This is a genomic window from Exiguobacterium qingdaonense (genome assembly GCF_018617855.1).
Lineage (GTDB): Bacteria > Bacillota > Bacilli > Exiguobacteriales > Exiguobacteriaceae > Exiguobacterium > Exiguobacterium qingdaonense.
This window is the reverse complement of record NZ_JACSKY010000002.1, coordinates 126,406-142,331: the sequence shown is the minus strand read 5'-3', so window position 1 is coordinate 142,331 and position 15,926 is coordinate 126,406. Positions and strand designations below refer to the sequence as shown.

The 15,926-nt window shown below is 47.9% G+C and carries 17 protein-coding genes; 3 read left to right on the top strand and 14 right to left on the bottom strand.

All coding sequences use genetic code 11. The features are described from left to right. Positions 1-186: 186 nt before the first annotated feature. From KNP00_RS04085 to KNP00_RS04075, 3 genes are read right to left on the bottom strand one after another with little or no spacing between them, the layout of a single operon-like run. A complete protein-coding gene (locus KNP00_RS04085; protein WP_215142514.1) occupies positions 187-1,698 on the bottom strand; it encodes a flotillin family protein in 1,512 nt (503 codons plus the stop codon). A 3-nt stretch (positions 1,699-1,701) separates the two neighbouring features. Continuing rightward, positions 1,702-2,223 carry an NfeD family protein gene (locus tag KNP00_RS04080; protein WP_215142512.1) on the bottom strand — a complete coding sequence of 174 codons (522 nt, stop codon included), beginning with the start codon at positions 2,221-2,223 and terminating at the stop codon, positions 1,702-1,704. Next, positions 2,223-2,621, bottom strand: a complete 399-nt coding sequence (locus KNP00_RS04075) for a hypothetical protein (RefSeq protein WP_215142511.1) — start codon at positions 2,619-2,621, stop codon at positions 2,223-2,225. The genes KNP00_RS04080 and KNP00_RS04075 overlap by 1 nt, the downstream gene beginning before the upstream one ends. 119 nt (positions 2,622-2,740) lie before the next feature. On the opposite strand from KNP00_RS04075, the gene rnhC reads away from it, so the two are divergent. Further along, positions 2,741-3,655, top strand: a complete 915-nt coding sequence (gene rnhC / locus KNP00_RS04070) for a ribonuclease HIII (RefSeq protein WP_215142510.1) — start codon at positions 2,741-2,743, stop codon at positions 3,653-3,655. A gap of 71 nt (positions 3,656-3,726) precedes the next feature. Further along, entirely contained in the window at positions 3,727-4,539 is an 813-nt protein-coding gene (locus KNP00_RS04065; RefSeq protein ID WP_215142509.1) for an alpha/beta fold hydrolase, read from the top strand. A gap of 79 nt (positions 4,540-4,618) precedes the next feature. Here KNP00_RS04065 and pheT read toward each other — a convergent pair whose 3' ends face one another. The 9 genes from pheT to infC form a co-directional block, all read right to left on the bottom strand. Beyond that, positions 4,619-6,994: a phenylalanine--tRNA ligase subunit beta gene (gene pheT / locus KNP00_RS04060; protein WP_215142508.1), complete on the bottom strand. Its 2,376-nt coding sequence runs from the start codon at positions 6,992-6,994 to the stop codon at positions 4,619-4,621. A gap of 12 nt (positions 6,995-7,006) precedes the next feature. Continuing rightward, positions 7,007-8,029, bottom strand: a complete 1,023-nt coding sequence (gene pheS / locus KNP00_RS04055) for a phenylalanine--tRNA ligase subunit alpha (protein ID WP_215142507.1) — start codon at positions 8,027-8,029, stop codon at positions 7,007-7,009. A 301-nt stretch (positions 8,030-8,330) separates the two neighbouring features. Beyond that, complete coding sequence (locus tag KNP00_RS04050; protein WP_215142506.1) at positions 8,331-9,077, bottom strand: TrmH family RNA methyltransferase; 747 nt, start codon at positions 9,075-9,077, stop codon at positions 8,331-8,333. 1 nt (position 9,078) lies between these two features. Next, positions 9,079-10,158, bottom strand: coding sequence for a M42 family metallopeptidase (locus tag KNP00_RS04045; RefSeq protein ID WP_215142504.1), 1,080 nt, complete (start codon positions 10,156-10,158; stop codon positions 9,079-9,081). Positions 10,159-10,176: 18 nt separating this feature from the next. After that, positions 10,177-10,659 carry a dUTP diphosphatase gene (locus KNP00_RS04040; protein WP_215142502.1) on the bottom strand — a complete coding sequence of 161 codons (483 nt, stop codon included), beginning with the start codon at positions 10,657-10,659 and terminating at the stop codon, positions 10,177-10,179. Positions 10,660-10,683: 24 nt separating this feature from the next. Next, the gene (locus KNP00_RS04035) at positions 10,684-10,938 is read right to left on the bottom strand and encodes a hypothetical protein (RefSeq protein ID WP_215142500.1); all 255 of its coding nucleotides are present in this window, start codon (positions 10,936-10,938) and stop codon (positions 10,684-10,686) included. Between the two features lie 86 nt (positions 10,939-11,024). Next, complete coding sequence (gene rplT / locus KNP00_RS04030) at positions 11,025-11,384, bottom strand: 50S ribosomal protein L20 (RefSeq protein ID WP_012726696.1); 360 nt, start codon at positions 11,382-11,384, stop codon at positions 11,025-11,027. 28 nt (positions 11,385-11,412) lie between these two features. Beyond that, on the bottom strand, positions 11,413-11,607 hold the full coding sequence (gene rpmI / locus KNP00_RS04025) for a 50S ribosomal protein L35 (RefSeq protein WP_012726697.1): 195 nt from the start codon (positions 11,605-11,607) through the stop codon (positions 11,413-11,415). 30 nt (positions 11,608-11,637) lie between these two features. Continuing rightward, a complete protein-coding gene (gene infC / locus KNP00_RS04020) occupies positions 11,638-12,168 on the bottom strand; it encodes a translation initiation factor IF-3 (RefSeq protein WP_074033409.1) in 531 nt (176 codons plus the stop codon). Between the two features lie 341 nt (positions 12,169-12,509). Here infC and KNP00_RS04015 point away from each other — a divergent pair, with 341 nt between their 5' ends. Beyond that, the gene (locus KNP00_RS04015) at positions 12,510-12,719 is read left to right on the top strand and encodes a hypothetical protein (RefSeq protein ID WP_215142498.1); all 210 of its coding nucleotides are present in this window, start codon (positions 12,510-12,512) and stop codon (positions 12,717-12,719) included. Between the two features lie 28 nt (positions 12,720-12,747). Here KNP00_RS04015 and KNP00_RS04010 read toward each other — a convergent pair whose 3' ends face one another. Together KNP00_RS04010 and thrS are read right to left on the bottom strand one after the other, a co-directional pair. Then, entirely contained in the window at positions 12,748-13,620 is an 873-nt protein-coding gene (locus KNP00_RS04010; RefSeq protein ID WP_215142496.1) for a DUF1002 domain-containing protein, read from the bottom strand. Positions 13,621-13,722: 102 nt separating this feature from the next. Continuing rightward, positions 13,723-15,666, bottom strand: a complete 1,944-nt coding sequence (thrS, locus tag KNP00_RS04005) for a threonine--tRNA ligase (protein WP_215142494.1) — start codon at positions 15,664-15,666, stop codon at positions 13,723-13,725. Positions 15,667-15,926: the final 260 nt, after the last annotated feature.

The following is a 15,926-nucleotide window of genomic DNA, read 5'->3' as shown; positions in this document are numbered from 1 at the left end:
ATTTTTTTTAAAAGTTGTGGGAATGAAATGCCGAAGGCGGGTCCCGATATGATATGTGATAAACGTGATCGCCATTGTCTCTTTCGCTACGGTTATGAGTTGCATTGAATTTTACTAACAAATCCATCGTGGTTAGGCAAACCAAAAAAGTGGACCATAGACGCGAAGTCTATGGTCCATTTATGCTCATTCTGTTGGAGCCTCTGTTGAATCACCTAGCTCTCGCTCAGGTACCGGCATCTTTGTACCTTTCCCAGCAAAGTTCTCTAGTAACTCTTTCATATCGATACCTGAAGATGCCTTCAACGTTTGTTGAAGTGATGCCATGAGATCGGTGGCATAACCTGTCACTTTCCCAGCGCCGCCGTTCTGACCACCGCCCGTGTCGACGACCGTGATCTGATCGATGTTACCGAGTGGTGCAGCAATCTGTTTCGCATAATCAGGAAGCATCTTGACGACCATGTCGAGAATCGCGGCCTGTCCGTATTGTGCGAAGGCTTCGGCGATCTTCTCTTTCGCCTCTGCTTCGGCTAGACCTGTCAAACGAATGACTTCAGCTTCCGCCTCACCTTTCGCCCGTTCAGAATCAGCTTCTGCGAGACCCGCCAAGCGCACACGTTCAGCATCAGCTTTCGCTTGGGCTTCGATACGATATTTCTCTGCATCTGCGCTTGCGATTTGACGCGCTTTATCCGCGGCTGCAGACTGTTCAATCGAATAGCGGTCTGCATCGGCTTTTTTCTTCACTTCTGAATCATACTGCTTCTCACGGCGCATGATTTCTTTCTCTTCGAGCTCGATTTGCTTTTGACGCTCAATGATTTGGACTTGCATCTGCTGTTCAGTGACTTCCTGTTTCGCACGCGCCTCCTCGAGTTCATAAGCCTGGTCGGCCCGGGCTTTGGCGACGTCTTGTTCGCGTCGGTATGCCGCAATACGAAGCTGGTTTTCTTTTTCCGCTTCAGCAATTTCAGACGCTCGCTCTAACTCTGCTTTTTTCGCGTCCTTCATCGCCTCTGCCTGTTTGATGCGTGTCTCTTTGTCGGCTTCCGCAGTCGCGATATCAGCATCACGCTTCACTTGAGCAATTCTTGGCTTCCCTAGTGATTCTAAGTAACCGTTTTTGTCTCTGACATCTTTTATTGTGAAGGATACGATGATCAATCCCATTTTCGCCAAATCTTGAGAGGCGACACGTTGTACTTCTTGAGAAAACTTGTCACGGTTTTTATAAATCTCTTCAACCGTCATCGAACCAAGAATCGAGCGCAGGTGTCCCTCTAGCACTTCTCGCGCCTCGTTTTCCCGTTCGATTTTTGGCTTACCTAAAAACTGTTCAGCCGCTGTAGCGATTTCACTGATTGACCCACCAATTTTAATGATGGCTGTCCCATCCGCCATTACCGGTACACCTTGTTCCGTATATACTTCAGGCGTTGTGACCTCTAACTTACTAGAGAGTAGACTCAGTGGTTCCGCTTGCTGGAATACCGGAAGTACGAACGTACCGCCGCCACGAATGATTTTGACGCGGTTTCCGGATGCATCGCTATGTACGTTTTTCTTTCCTAAATAACTCCCCGTCACAATCAACGCCTCATCCGGCCCGACTGTGCGATATTTTAATACGAATACAAAAATGAGTGCGAGGATGATGACCCCGACAATGATGCTGACCAAAATAGCCGTATCCATACGTTATTTCTCCTCTCGAATCGTAGGTTCGTCATATTTCATGACGATTGCAATATTGCCTTTTACTTCGATAATGACGACTCGTTGATCGGTCGAAATCGAAGTGCCGTCCATACTTTGAGCTGTCTTTAGAAGGGATCCCGTCACCGTCTCGATCATTACTTCTCCGTACCCGCCCTCAGGAATCGGAACTGTCAGGCGGCCGACTCGTCCAACTAACGCGTCATCTGTCAAACCGATTGATTCTTCAGCGTTTGATAATGGTAACAATACGAATAAGTATAGAAGCGTCGTCAACGCGAACGAACCAACTAATGCGACAGCGAGACCGATCATTGGAGAAACATGGGCCAATGCGTTCAATATTAGTCCGATACCTGCGCCAAGTGCCAAAAACGATAAGATGACGGCAGGGTTGAACCAACCTTCAAACACGTCAAACGCATCGGAAAACAACATGTAGACGAATGTCCCGAAACCAGCGATAATCAACACCCACCAGTACAGTTGATCGATTGCCTCCATTACCACCCCTCCTGTCGACGTTTCTGTTCCGTCATCAATACGCGTCGAATCTGTTCGACTTCTAATGCGAGCTGATCTTCTATCGCATCCCATTCCGACAATGACGATGTTCTTAAATCGTTCGTTTCCCGGACTCGACCGATGGACTGTTCGATGCGGCGTCGATTGTATAACTCGACGAGCTCTTCTCGTTCGAGTCGCATCCTGTTTAAAAAATAATCAACTTCTTTTTGAACTTGAATGATCTGGTCCGTCACTTCTTCAGAAGAATCTTGCATCAGCAGCCGACGCACTCTCACTTGATGAGCTACTAATTTGGCAATTCTCGCTTCAAGTTCGAGAATATGCTTATATAACTTCTCCACCTCATCTTGTTGCGTGTCATCGCGCCACCACACGTCCACTTCACCTCACTTTTCTTTACTCTCTTCCATATACGATAAAACCTCTTCTTCGGTTTCAAAAAATCTTAAAAAATTGTAAAATGAATGTGCCAGATAGAAAGGAAGTGCTCATTTTGGGCAACCAAGTCATTAAGCTATCCACCGCCTCACAAGAAAAGTTAAAAAATATGTACCACGAGTATGCGATCACCCCCCCACCTTATGCGACGTTCAGTGCCAAAACTAAAGGGTTTGTCGTGACGATTTATCAATCGGGTAAAGTGATGTTTCAAGGTAAGGATGCCGAGACCGAGGCGATGAAATGGGGAACACCAGCCAAGAAGAAACAGCCATCCGTCCCGAGCACTACCTTGCCTGAAGGATTTTCAAATTGGTCCGTCATCGGTAGCGATGAAGTCGGCAAGGGGGATTATTTCGGACCGCTCGTCGTCGTAGCGGCCTTTGTGTCACGAGACCAGATCGCTCTTGTCAAAGAACTCGGTGTCAAAGACTCGAAGCAGTTAACGGATCCGGAGATCATTCGGATCGCTAGAGATTTACATGCCACTATTCCTTATCAAAAGGCGACCTTGCACAATCCGACCTATAACAAGATGCAACGTACGATGACACAAGGTAAGATGACCGCAATCGCCCATAACGCTGCGCTACAAGCATTGCTTCAAAAACTCGGGAAAAGACCTGATGCCATTTTAATCGACCAGTTTGCAGAGAAATCGTTGTATTATCAGCATTTGCGGGCAGAACGGGATGTCGTTCGAGACGACGTCTATTTTTCTACTAAAGCAGAAGGTCTCCATGTCGCTGTCGCAGCAGCCTCGATTTTAGCTCGCGCTTTCTTTTTGAAAGAGATGGACAAATTAAGCAAAGAAGTAGGTGTCACCCTTCCTAAAGGGGCAGGCTCCAAAGTCGATCAAGTTGCCGCCACCATCATCCAGCGGCATGGACAAGATTATTTGCATAACCTCGCAAAAATCCATTTTGCGAACACAAAAAAAGCGATTCACTTGAATGAACGTCGCATGTAGAGCTTCGACATCAAGTATGATATACTCTTTTTATGGTTAAATGAACTTAAAATTTTTGGGGGATAGCGTTCATGTTGCATTATAAAACCTACACGATTAGCGATGACCATCCTTGGGTCATCTTCATTCACGGAGCCGGTGGAAGTCTATCTCACTGGTATCGTCAACTTCGGCCATTTCGTAAAAAATATAATGTGTTACTCGTCGACTTGCGCGGTCATGGCGGTTCGTATGATGCAGAACAGTCGCTCAAACAACCTCTGAACGCCTATACGTTTGATGTCGTTGCAAAAGATGTGATTGAAGTCATGGACCACCTAGGTATCGAAAAAGGGCATATGGTCGGTCTGTCTTTAGGAACGATTGTCATTCAGGCGATGTTCGAACACTATCCGGACCGAATCGCATCGGTCGTCCTCGGAGGAGCCATCGTCAAGTTCAACGTCCGATCGACGTTGCTCATCCGTCTCGGTAGTCTCGTCCAAAATTTCGTCCCATACATGTGGTTGTACAAATTGTTCGCTTGGATTTTGTTGCCGAAAAAACGGCACAAAAAATCTCGAATGATGTTCGTCCGAGATGCGGCAAACTTGTGCCAGCGCGAGTTCATCAGATGGTTCAAGATGACTGAGAATATCAATCCATTGCTAAACCAAATCACGTCAATTCAAACGAACGTGCCGATTTTATACATTATGGGCGACGAGGACTATATGTTTCTTGAGGCTGTCGAACGGACGGCAAAGCATCAACCAACAGCCAATGTTGAAATCGTTGCAGACTCTGGACATGTCGTCAATGTAGACCAACCCGATCAATTCAACGCGTTGTCGATGGATTTTATCGATCATCAGATTCAAGCACTTTCGCTAAAAATGAGCTGAGTCAGGAAGCCACCGTGCTTCCTTATTTTTTTATCCAAACAAAGAGGAGCGCTGTCCACATAGGACAACGCTCCTTATTTTACGCTCGTACTTCAGCACCGTGTGCCGCACGGACCGCTTCAACGATTGTTTCATATGCTGCCGTTACTTCTTCATCTTGCAACGTTCTTGACGGGTCTTGGAACTTGAGTGAGAAGGCGATTGACTTCTCATCCGCCCCAACATTCTCTCCTGTATACACGTCAAACAAGACGAGGTCAATCAAGAGTGGACCGGCCGCTTGTCGGATCGTCTGCTCGACGACACCAGCTGGAGTCGCACGTGGCAAGACGAGCGCCAAGTCTCGTGCAATCGATGGATAGCGTGGGACGTCTTGATAAAGAAGTGTCTCTTCTCCTCGGAGTGCCGAAAGATTGAGCTCAAACACATACACTTCCTTCATCCCGTATACGTCTTTTGATGTTCCTGGGTGTACTTGTCCCACATATCCGATGACTTCTCCGTCCATCACGATGTTCGCCGTGCGACCCGGGTGCATATCAGGCATCGACACCGCCTCATATGTGACTTCTAGTCGCAGCGTTTCGACTAACGTGTCGACAATCCCTTTTGCAACGAAATAATCAACCGGAATCCGTGTACCTTGTGAGCGATGGTCCATCCAAAGACCCGTGACGACACCTGCCACACGTTCTGTTTCGCGTGGTAATGTATCACCGTGCTCAGTGTAGACACGACCCGTCTCATATAATGCGACGTTCGACTGTTGTCGGGCCGTGTTGTAACGTGCCGCTTCCAACAATCCAGGGATGAGCGACGTGCGAAGAACCGAGCGCTCTTCACTCATCGGCATCGCCAAACGGACGAGTTGATCGGCCTCTCCACCAAAGCGCGTTGCGTGTGCCTCACTCGTTAACGAGTAAGTAATAGCTTGTGACAAGCCGCCCCCTTGTAACACGCGACGTGTGTTTCTGCGCAGTGCATTGATGACTGGCAAATAACCTTTTGACTGAGACGCAGGTAGTGTAGAAGGAAGACTATCATATCCGTATAAACGTGCTACTTCCTCTGTGATGTCGGCCGGAAGTTCTAAGTCTGGACGACGCGAAGGAATATGAACTGTCAGCACGTCACCCCCTTCAGTCGTGAGACCGAGACGCTCCAAGATTTGAACAATTGTCTGACGATCGAGCGTCATTCCTAAACGCTTGTTAATATAGTCAATCGATACCTCGATTTGACGGGCCCGCGATGTTGTTTCGCCCGAGCTTACTGCGTCATACACTACCCCTCCGCTGATCTCCTCAATCAACTGCGCGGCACGATCGAGCGCAAGCACGACGCGTTCCGGATCGACGTCCTTTTCAAAACGTGCGCTTGAATCTGAACGAAGACCGAGTGTGCGGCTCGTCTTGCGTACAGATGCCGAATCGAAATATGCAGATTCTAAAACGATATCAGTCGTCGTTGCATCGACTTCTGTACTCGCGCCACCCATGACACCTGCGATTGCGACCGGTACTTTCCCGTCCGTGATGACCATCATCGATGAATCGAGGGTACGTGTCACGTCGTCAAGTGTAACCATCTCTTCGCCGTCTTTCGCTTGACGAACTACAATCGAGTTGCCGAGTTTTTTCGAATCAAATGCGTGAAGCGGCTGCCCCATTTCAAGCATCACGTAGTTCGTCACATCGACAATGTTGTTGATTGGACGGACACCTTCTGCGATCAACGTATTTTTTAGCCATTGTGGCGATTCTGAAATCATTACCCCTTTTACTTCACGAGCTGCATAGTATGGGCAGTTCGGTGTTGCGAGTTCAATCGTCACCGCCGATGGTGATGACGATGTCGCGTCTGCTGTCGGCAACGTGTATGGACGTTCCAAGATGGCCGCAACCTCATGAATGATTCCGTAGAGACTCAAGCAATCTGAACGGTTCGGAGTAAGACCGAGTTCGATGACCTCATCGTTCAAGTCTAGTAAATCGAGTACGTCCGCACCGACTTGTACCGATTCACGGAACGTGTGAATCCCATCTTGCTCATCTTCTCGAATTTGTTTCTTTTCGAACCCAAGTTCTTCGAGTGAACAAATCATCCCGTGTGATTCGACACCACGAAGTTTTGCTTTTTTGATTTTTAGTCCTGGTAAGCGAGCTCCTACTTTCGCCACAATGACGTATTGTCCTTCGCCTACGTTTGGTGCACCACAGACGATTTGGACGGGGTCACATTCACCAATGTCCACTTTCGTCACGTTCAATTTATCCGCTTCTGGATGTTTTTCACATGAAAGGACACGACCGACGACAATCCCTGAAAGCCCTTCTCCACGGTTCGTCACACTCTCGACTTCAATCCCGTTTTTCGTGATCAAGTCGCCGAGCGCTTGTCCGCTTAAATCTGAGACATCAATATATTGATTCAACCATTTTTTTGAAAGTAACATCTGTCTTCCTCCTTAGAATTGCTCGATGAAGCGTAAGTCATTTGTATAGAAGTGGCGGATATCATCGACGCCGTGTTTGAGCATCGCCATACGTTCGACCCCGATTCCGAATGCGAATCCGGACATCACAGATGAGTCATAGCCTGCCATTTCTAATACATGTGGGTGGACCATCCCACCGCCGAGAATTTCAATCCAACCGGTTCCTTTACAGACGTTACAGCCTTTTCCACCACATTTGAAACAAGAGATGTCGACTTCGACCGATGGCTCTGTGAATGGGAAGAAGCTTGGACGGAGACGGATTTCACGTGCTTCACCGAACAACTGCTTGACGAACACTTCAAGCGTCCCTTTTAAATCAGCCATCGAAATCGCTTCATCGACGACAAGACCTTCGATTTGCATGAACTGGTGTGAATGCGTCGCATCATCTTCATCGCGACGATACACTTTGCCCGGGCAAATGATGCGAATCGGTTTGCCGTTCGCCTCTAACATCGTCCGTGCTTGTACAGGTGACGTATGTGTACGGAGCAATGTCTCCTCGGTGATATAGAACGAATCCTGCATGTCTCGTGCCGGGTGATCTTTTGGTAAGTTTAGCATCTCGAAGTTGTAAAGGTCCGTCTCGACTTCTGGACCTTCTGCGATCGTATAGCCAAGACCAACGAACAAATCTTCCATCTCGTCGATGATCTGTTGTAACAGATGGCTGTGGCCAGGAAGTGAAGTACGACCAGGGAGCGTCACGTCGAGTGTTTCTGCTCGTAACTTCTCTTCAAGCTCAATCGCCTTCACTTCCTCGATACGAGCATCGAGTGTGCTTTGAATCGATGTACGGACCGTATTGGCCATTTCACCGATAATTGGACGCTCTTCGGCAGATAGTTTGCCCATGCCACGAAGCACCTCAGTCATCGGACCTTTTTTCCCTAAATATTTGATGCGGACGTCATTTAATGATTTTTGTGTGGATGCCTGTTTAATTTCTTCTAACGCTTCCACTTGTAACTGTTCTAATTGTTCTTTCATGTTTACACTTCCTCCTCTACATAAAAAGTCCCTTCAGTCGTTGACTGAAGGGACGAATCATCGCGGTACCACCCTACTTGGCCAATTGATGGCCCACTTGTGAGCATCGATATCGTGATGCCAAACCGGTGTTGTCTCCAACACGACTCCAGAGTGAATTCAGCGACGACTCCGGCAAAGGCTCTCAGTCACGGCCTTTGCTCCCTTGACGGAACCGGTCATTCGCTTACTATGTTCTTTCAACGTCATATATTATTGATCGATGAGTTTAACCTATCACGTTTTTTACGTGCTGACAAGATTATTGTAACGCGATACGATACATTAAAATACCAGCGGCGACCGCCGCATTGAGCGATTCTGCCTCACCGAGCACTGGAATGTGAACGCGTGTGTCACAGAGTGCCAACACATCAGGGTGTACCCCTTGCGCCTCATTTCCAATGACAAGGGCCACCTTGTCTTCAAACGCAACTTGTTCATACGATGTCGCCTTTGAGAGGGCTGTACCATACACATGGAAACCGGACTCCTTCAACTCTGGTAACTTTTCAAGTAAGTCGACCGAAGTCACACTCACATGGAACAGGGAACCTTGCGTCGCCCGTACTACTTTTGCGTTGAACGGGTCGACCGTTCCCTTCCCGAGAAGTACGGTATCGAATCCGGCAGCATCTGCCGTCCGAATCATCGTACCGAGATTACCCGGGTCTTGTATCCGGTCTAATACGAGTACATTCTTCATCTTCCGTTCGACCGGCGTCATCTTCACGACAGCAAATACACCTTGCGTTTTCTCCGTTTCGGAGAGGATGTCGGCGACGTGATCGGATAACTCGAGTACCGGCATATTTTCGAGTCGCCACGTCCCTTTCGGCACATACGATTCGGCCATGATGAGTTGTACGAGTCGACCGGCTTTAATCGCTTCATCCACCAAGTGCTCGCCTTCCACAAGAAATTGACCTGTCTCTTGACGACCTTTTTTCGTCATCAAACGTTTCAATCGTTTAATCGTCTCACTCTTCGTAGACGTAATCTTCGTCATATTATCCCTCTTTCAACCATTGGACCGTTTCGTGGTCTAAGCGTTTCGTCAATGCGACAACGAGTTGCACCGCTGCCTCATAGTCATCTTTATGAATGATTGACACATTCGTGTGTAAATAGCGGACAGGCACTGTCAATGCGATGGCCGGCATTCCGATTCCAGAAAGGTGGAATCGCCCTGCATCTGTTCCGCCTCCTGGCGTTAAATCCAATTGATATTTGATGTCTTGCTCTTTGGCCACGTCAACGATTAAGTCGACAAGACGTGGGTTTGTGACGGTTGTCGCATCGAAGAAGATGACTTGCACTCCGTCTCCGAGTTTTGATAACCCTTCTGCTGGTGTCATCCCTGGCGTATCACTCGGAATACCGGTGTCGACCGCAATCGCCACATCTGGCTGAATCAAGTTGGCAGCAGTGACCGCGCCACGCAACCCGACCTCTTCTTGTACGGTCGCTCCCGTAAACAAGACTCCCGGGAATGATTCTTCTTTCAATCGTTTTGCCGCTTCAATGGCAATCGCGCATCCGATCCGGTTATCCCAAGCTTTCGCCATCAAGAAGTTCTCATTCTTCATGACCGTAAACTCACAATGCGGTACGACCGTATCACCTGGACGAATGCCCCATTCAGTCACTTCGTCTTTAGACGTCGCTCCAATATCTAAAAACATATCCTTGATCTCGACCGGCTTTTTACGCGCCTCAACCGGTAACACGTGAGGTGGTTTCGCACCGATGACACCTGGGATTTTTTCGCCAGCACGCGTCACGACATCCATTCGTTGTGCCAAAAGGACTTGGTTCCACCAGCCACCGAGCGCCTGGAAACGAAGGAACCCACCTTCCTCCACTCGTGTCACCATAAAGCCGACTTCATCCATATGTCCCGCAATCATGACACGCGGTCCTTCAGCATCTCCTGTCACTTGTCCGAATAGGCTACCAAGTCCGTCTTGGTCGAACGATTCGACGTGTGGCTCGAGGTACTCACGCATCAGTTGACGGACTTCCCCCTCATTTCCCGGGACTCCCGTCGCATCCGTTAACCGTTTTAACATATGTAACGATTCATTCATACCAATCCGCTCCTTTCATTAATATCCTTGATTTTGTCGCTCATGGTTTACTTCGTTTTTATTCATGTATGCCATTAGTATGAGTTGCTCATTAAAACCGAGCGTATAACCAAGTTCGAGATAAGCTGCCATCAGCGTCTCGTACATGGCTTCCGTTTTTGAAAGACCAAAGTTCGTCACTTTTCGATAAATATCTAAAAAAGCATCAGTCGCGTCAAGATATGAACTTCCCGCAGGAAACGCATCTCGTTCATACCCGAGCGCAAGACCAAGTGACAGTAAGAAATGAATACCGTCTACATATTCTTCTAAGATCACGTCTTGAGGCGACGGTCCTTTCTTCGACCAAAACTTAAAGCTACGTGTTTCGTTAGCCAGTTCACCGAGCTCGACAAGCAGCGCCAGTAACCGTTCATCGAACTGATTACCGGATAATCCATGTTGTGCCTTGATCCGCTCGTCTAATTCGCGCTGCTGATCAAACAATGTTGTCCAGTTCACCGGATGTTCCTCCCCTATCTCCACTTATAGCAGTACTAAAATCATTAAAGACCAGCCTACCGCTAAAATCAATACTTGTAATTGGACTGATTTTGAGGCATGAACCGTCTTTTTACGTGTTAAATGAAAGCCGAACAAGGCACCGATGGCTCCCCCTGCATATGCGTATAACACGTTGAAGTCACCATTCCCATGCGTGAATCGTTTTGCCTGTACGTAGGTATATACATTTAAGACAATCAATGCAAGGGCAACGATCGCTAGGACTGATTGATTCATGTACGTCCCTCCTTTTCTTCATTTTAAAAAAGTCTAAAGGAAAAAGAAAGCGCCGAGAGATTGTCTCGGCGCTGTCGATTGAACGATTACGCGTTCAATTTTGATTTAGCTGTTTCAGCGAGTGACGCGAATGCCTGTGCATCTGTCACAGCAAGCTCAGCAAGCATCTTACGGTTGATGTCGATTCCTGCAAGCTTGAGGCCGTGCATCATACGGCTGTATGAGAGACCGTTTGTACGTGCTGCCGCATTGATACGTGTGATCCAAAGACGACGGAAATCACGTTTCTTTTGACGACGGTCACGGTAAGCGTACATGAGTGACTTCATGACCTGTTGTTTTGCTACTTTAAATAGAATGTGTTTCGAACCAAAGTATCCTTTGGCAAGTTTGATTTGCTTTTTACGACGTTGACGAGTCGTATAACCGCCTTTTACGCGTGGCATATGGATTCCCTCCTAAATTGTTTCTGTATTACTTCGCGATCATGTTGCGAATGCGTTTGAAGTCTCCAGCTGATACGATAGCGCCTTTGCGGAGCTTACGTTTCGCTTTAGTCGATTTGTTTGCGAACAAGTGACTTGTGTAAGCGTGTGAACGCTTGAGTTTACCAGATGCTGTACGTTTGAAACGTTTTGAAGCACCGCGGTGCGATTTCATTTTCGGCATGAGTATTTCCTCCCCACTGAGAATCGATGATTAATCTTCTTTGTTCGGAGCCAGCACTAAGAACATGCTGCGTCCTTCCATCTTCGGCTTTTGTTCAACTGTTGCCAAGTCGGCACATTCCGCTGCCATTTTGTCTAAAACACGTTTCCCGATTTCCGAGTGTGTGATGGCACGTCCGCGGAAACGAATCGAAGCCTTCACTTTGTTTCCTTTTTCAAGGAACTTGCGTGCATTACGCAATTTTGTTTGGAAATCGTTGTCCTCGATTGTCGGACTGAGACGTACTTCTTTCATTTGGATCACTTTTTGGTTTTTACGCGCTTCTTTCTCCTTCTTCTGAAGTTCGAAACGGTACTTTCCATAATCCATAATTTTAGCGACCGGTGGATTTGCTTTATCTGCGACTAAGACGAGGTCTAGTTCCGCTTCTTCAGCTAAACGTAACGCATCGTTACGTGATTTCACACCGAGTTGTGCACCGTCTGCGCCGATGAGACGTACTTCACGGGCACGAATGTTTTCGTTGATAAAGAGCTCTTTGCTAATGGTTAGCACCTCCATCGTGCAATTGCACGAGATTTAGATTGACAAGACAACATGGCAATAAAAAAAGCGTCGGCAGTTTCCCACCCACACATCAGTTGAGGTCATAAAACGGCAGACGAGGCCGAATGAACCAAGAACTTGATGGACCTGCCTGATGACTCTCAGACGAGGTGAAAAGCGGGTGCTTCTGCTTTGTTGTTTTTAATCACTATGTCATCTTAGCACTAGCAGGAAAAGATGTCAAGATATCGCGCATGAATAATTGGTAGCTCACACTTTTATGATGATACCAGTCATTCTCTCGTTTCGCAATACCTTTTCAAAGGGAATAATGAAATATCAAAGGAGGGATTGACATGAACTGGCGAAAAGATGTGACGCGAGAGCATGACTATCATGATCAAGTGCAACAGATTGTCAGTAAGACGATGCAGGCACATGGCTTAGAAGATGAGAAATTAAAGGCAGTTTTGACAGACTTGTTAGAAGAAATGAATCGCATCACGCTAAAGATTGTCGATGACCATGAATCGGCGCAAAACTATATCCATAAACGGTGGTACTAAAAAGGGCAGATGCCCTTTTTAGTACCACTTAGTTTGTTAACGACTTGAAGAAGTTGCTGATTGCTTCAAACAATCTCGCAAAGAATCCTTGGACCTCTTCCTGTTCGAGGAATGCCTGAACGTCCTGCCCCGCATCTTTCAACCCACTACTGATCGCTGACCAATCTAAATTGGCCTGCTGCATGTTTTCAAAAAGCGTCGTCAATTGATCGAGCTGCCCTTCAGATAGCTGAACGTTGTTTTGGTTCAGTACTTGAATGACGATGTCGCGAATTTCAATATTCGTCTCAGGCATCTGATTGGCGACCTCCGCCTTGATTTCGTTCATGAGACCTGCAACGTCCTCTTGTCCGACCGTCTTACCAAGTTCAGATGTGACCGCAAGTTCTTCTTGCGCCAACTCTTTTCGTTCATCAGACAATTCAATCCCTGTTTCAGCTGCTGTTTGGTCATATGCCTTCATAATTCCTGTCAGTGCAGATGTTCCTGTCACGTTGATCGGTGACGTGATATAGATGTCCGCATCCGTTACACCGGCTGTGACGAGGGCGTTCGCATACATATCTTTCGTTACCCACGTCACATTCTCCGTCTGAATATCGAGACCGGTCCCGTCCGTCAATTTGATGCGAGCAGACGAGTACATGCCGCCACCACGCTGTGCCTGTGGGACAGCGTCGCCTAGATACTTTTCTTCATCCGCGGCTGTCGCGATGATCGGTTCGATTCCTTCCGGGGCGTCCATACGCTCGAGTACCCAACTCTGTTGTTCTGAAGATAACGATTCACCAAGCGTCACGATTGTATCCTTGACGATCGCCTCCGCCCCGACTTTCGGAAGTGCTCCTGTAAATGCGACTGCTCCAATCGTAAGTGCCAATACCGGCTTCATATAATTCATCATTTATCACTCCTTACGTTTACGATACGTGCCGACGACCAAATCCACATCCGTCTACAGACCGAAAAAAGCCACCTTTCTTTTAGGAAAGGTGGCTCTCACTTAGCGTGAACGGTTCGCAATCTCTTCTGTAAGTGATGCGATGAACTCGTCAAGCGAGGCTGAGACTTGTTCTTGTTGACCGTAACGGCGAATGTTGACCGCACGTTCGTCCCGTTCCTTGTCTCCGAGAACGAGTGTCATTGGAATCTTCTTCATCTGTGCCTCACGGATCTTATACCCGAGTTTTTCGTCACGAAGGTCCGTTTCGACGCGAACGCCACGTTTGATCAGCTCGGCTTTCACTTCAGCGACGTATTCGTCGTGAACGTGTGAGACCGGAATCAACTTGACTTGGACTGGTGCGAGCCATGTCGGGAACGCGCCTTTATATTCCTCAATCAAATATGCGACGAACCGTTCCATCGTCGAGACGACACCACGGTGCAAGACGATCGGACGATGGTCTTTCCCGTCTGGTCCTGTGTATGTCAAATCGAAACGTTCCGGTAGCAAGAAATCGAGTTGGACAGTCGAGAGCGTCTCTTCTTTCCCGAGCGCCGTACGCACTTGTACGTCGAGTTTCGGTCCATAAAATGCCGCTTCCCCTTCCGCTTCGAAGTATGGGAGGGCGAGCTCGTCCATCGTCTCTTTCAACTGGCTCTGCGCCATCTCCCAAATCGCATCATTATCGAAGTACTTCTCTTTATCGGCAGGATCGCGATACGAGAGGCGGAAACGGTAGTTTTTAATCCCAAAGTCAGCGTACACTTCTTGAATCAAGTGGACGATGTCTTTAAATTCTTGTTTCATTTGATCTGGCGTGACGAACGTGTGCCCGTCATTCAAGACCATATAGCGCACTCGTTGAAGACCTGTCAGCGCGCCCGACATCTCGTAGCGGTGCATCCCACCAAGCTCGGCGAGACGGAGTGGAAGCTCGCGGTATGAACGCGGCTCATGTTTATAAATCGTCATATGGTGCGGACAGTTCATCGGACGAAGAACGAGCTCCTCATTGTCCATCTCCATTTTCGGGAACATATCATCTTGATAGTGATCCCAGTGTCCTGATGTCTTATACAAGTCGACCGACCCGAGCACCGGTGTATATACGTGCTGGTATCCAAGTTCAAGCTCTTTATCGACGATATAGCGTTCAACCGTACGACGAATCGATGCGCCTTTCGGGAGCCACATCGGCAACCCTTGACCAACTTCTTGTGAGACGAAGAATAAGTCGAGTTCCTTTCCGAGTTTACGGTGATCGCGCTCCTTCGCTTCTTCGAGAAGACGCAAATGCTCTGCGAGTTGTTCTTTCGTCGCCCACGCCGTTCCATAAACACGCTGTAACATCTTATTGTCCGAGTCACCACGCCAGTATGCTCCAGCCACGCTCATCAATTTAAAGATTTTCAACTTCGAAGTCGATGGGACGTGTGGTCCACGACAAAGATCGAAAAACTCACCTTGATGATAAATCGTGAGTGTCTCCTCAGCAGGAATATCTTCAATCAACTCAACTTTAAGTGGGTCTCCTAACTCTTTATAACGAGCGAGTGCCTCGTCCCGAGAAACGACTTCGCGTGTGATCTCTAAGTTCTCGTCGACGATGCGTTTCATCATCTTCTCGATTTCCGGGAGATCTTCTTCATTAATGCGACGGTCCATCTCAATATCGTAATAGAATCCGTTCTCAATCGTCGGTCCGATTCCGAGGTAGATGTTATTGTCTTCCCCGTACAAACGCTTGATTGCTTGTGCCATCAAATGCGCAGACGAGTGACGCATCAAATCGAGACCGTCTTCCGAGTCCGGCATGACGAGTTCGATCTTTCCGTCACTCTCAATTGGACGACGGTAGTCAATCAGTTCTCCATCAAGCTTTGCTGCGATTGCTTTTTTGCGAAGTCCCGGGCTGATCGAGCCCGCGACGTCTTCTGCTGTGATGCCGGCATCAAATTCTTTTACCGCACCATCTGGAAATGTCAATTGAATCATGTACATCTGTCCCCTCTAAATAAATATAAAAAAAGCCCATCCCTCAAAAAGGGACGAGCTTTGATTCTCGTGGTACCACCCTCGTTCCCAAGCGATACGCTTGGCTCGAACACACGCTAACGGGTGTGAATCGCCGCACGATTGACCCGTACGGTGCTCCGAGGGAGTAAATGCATCGTCGTCGTTAGGAAGCTTCCACCGCCCTTCCCTCGCTATAACTCGTCTCGATGATCCATATCCTCTTCTATGCATCAGTTATATGATTC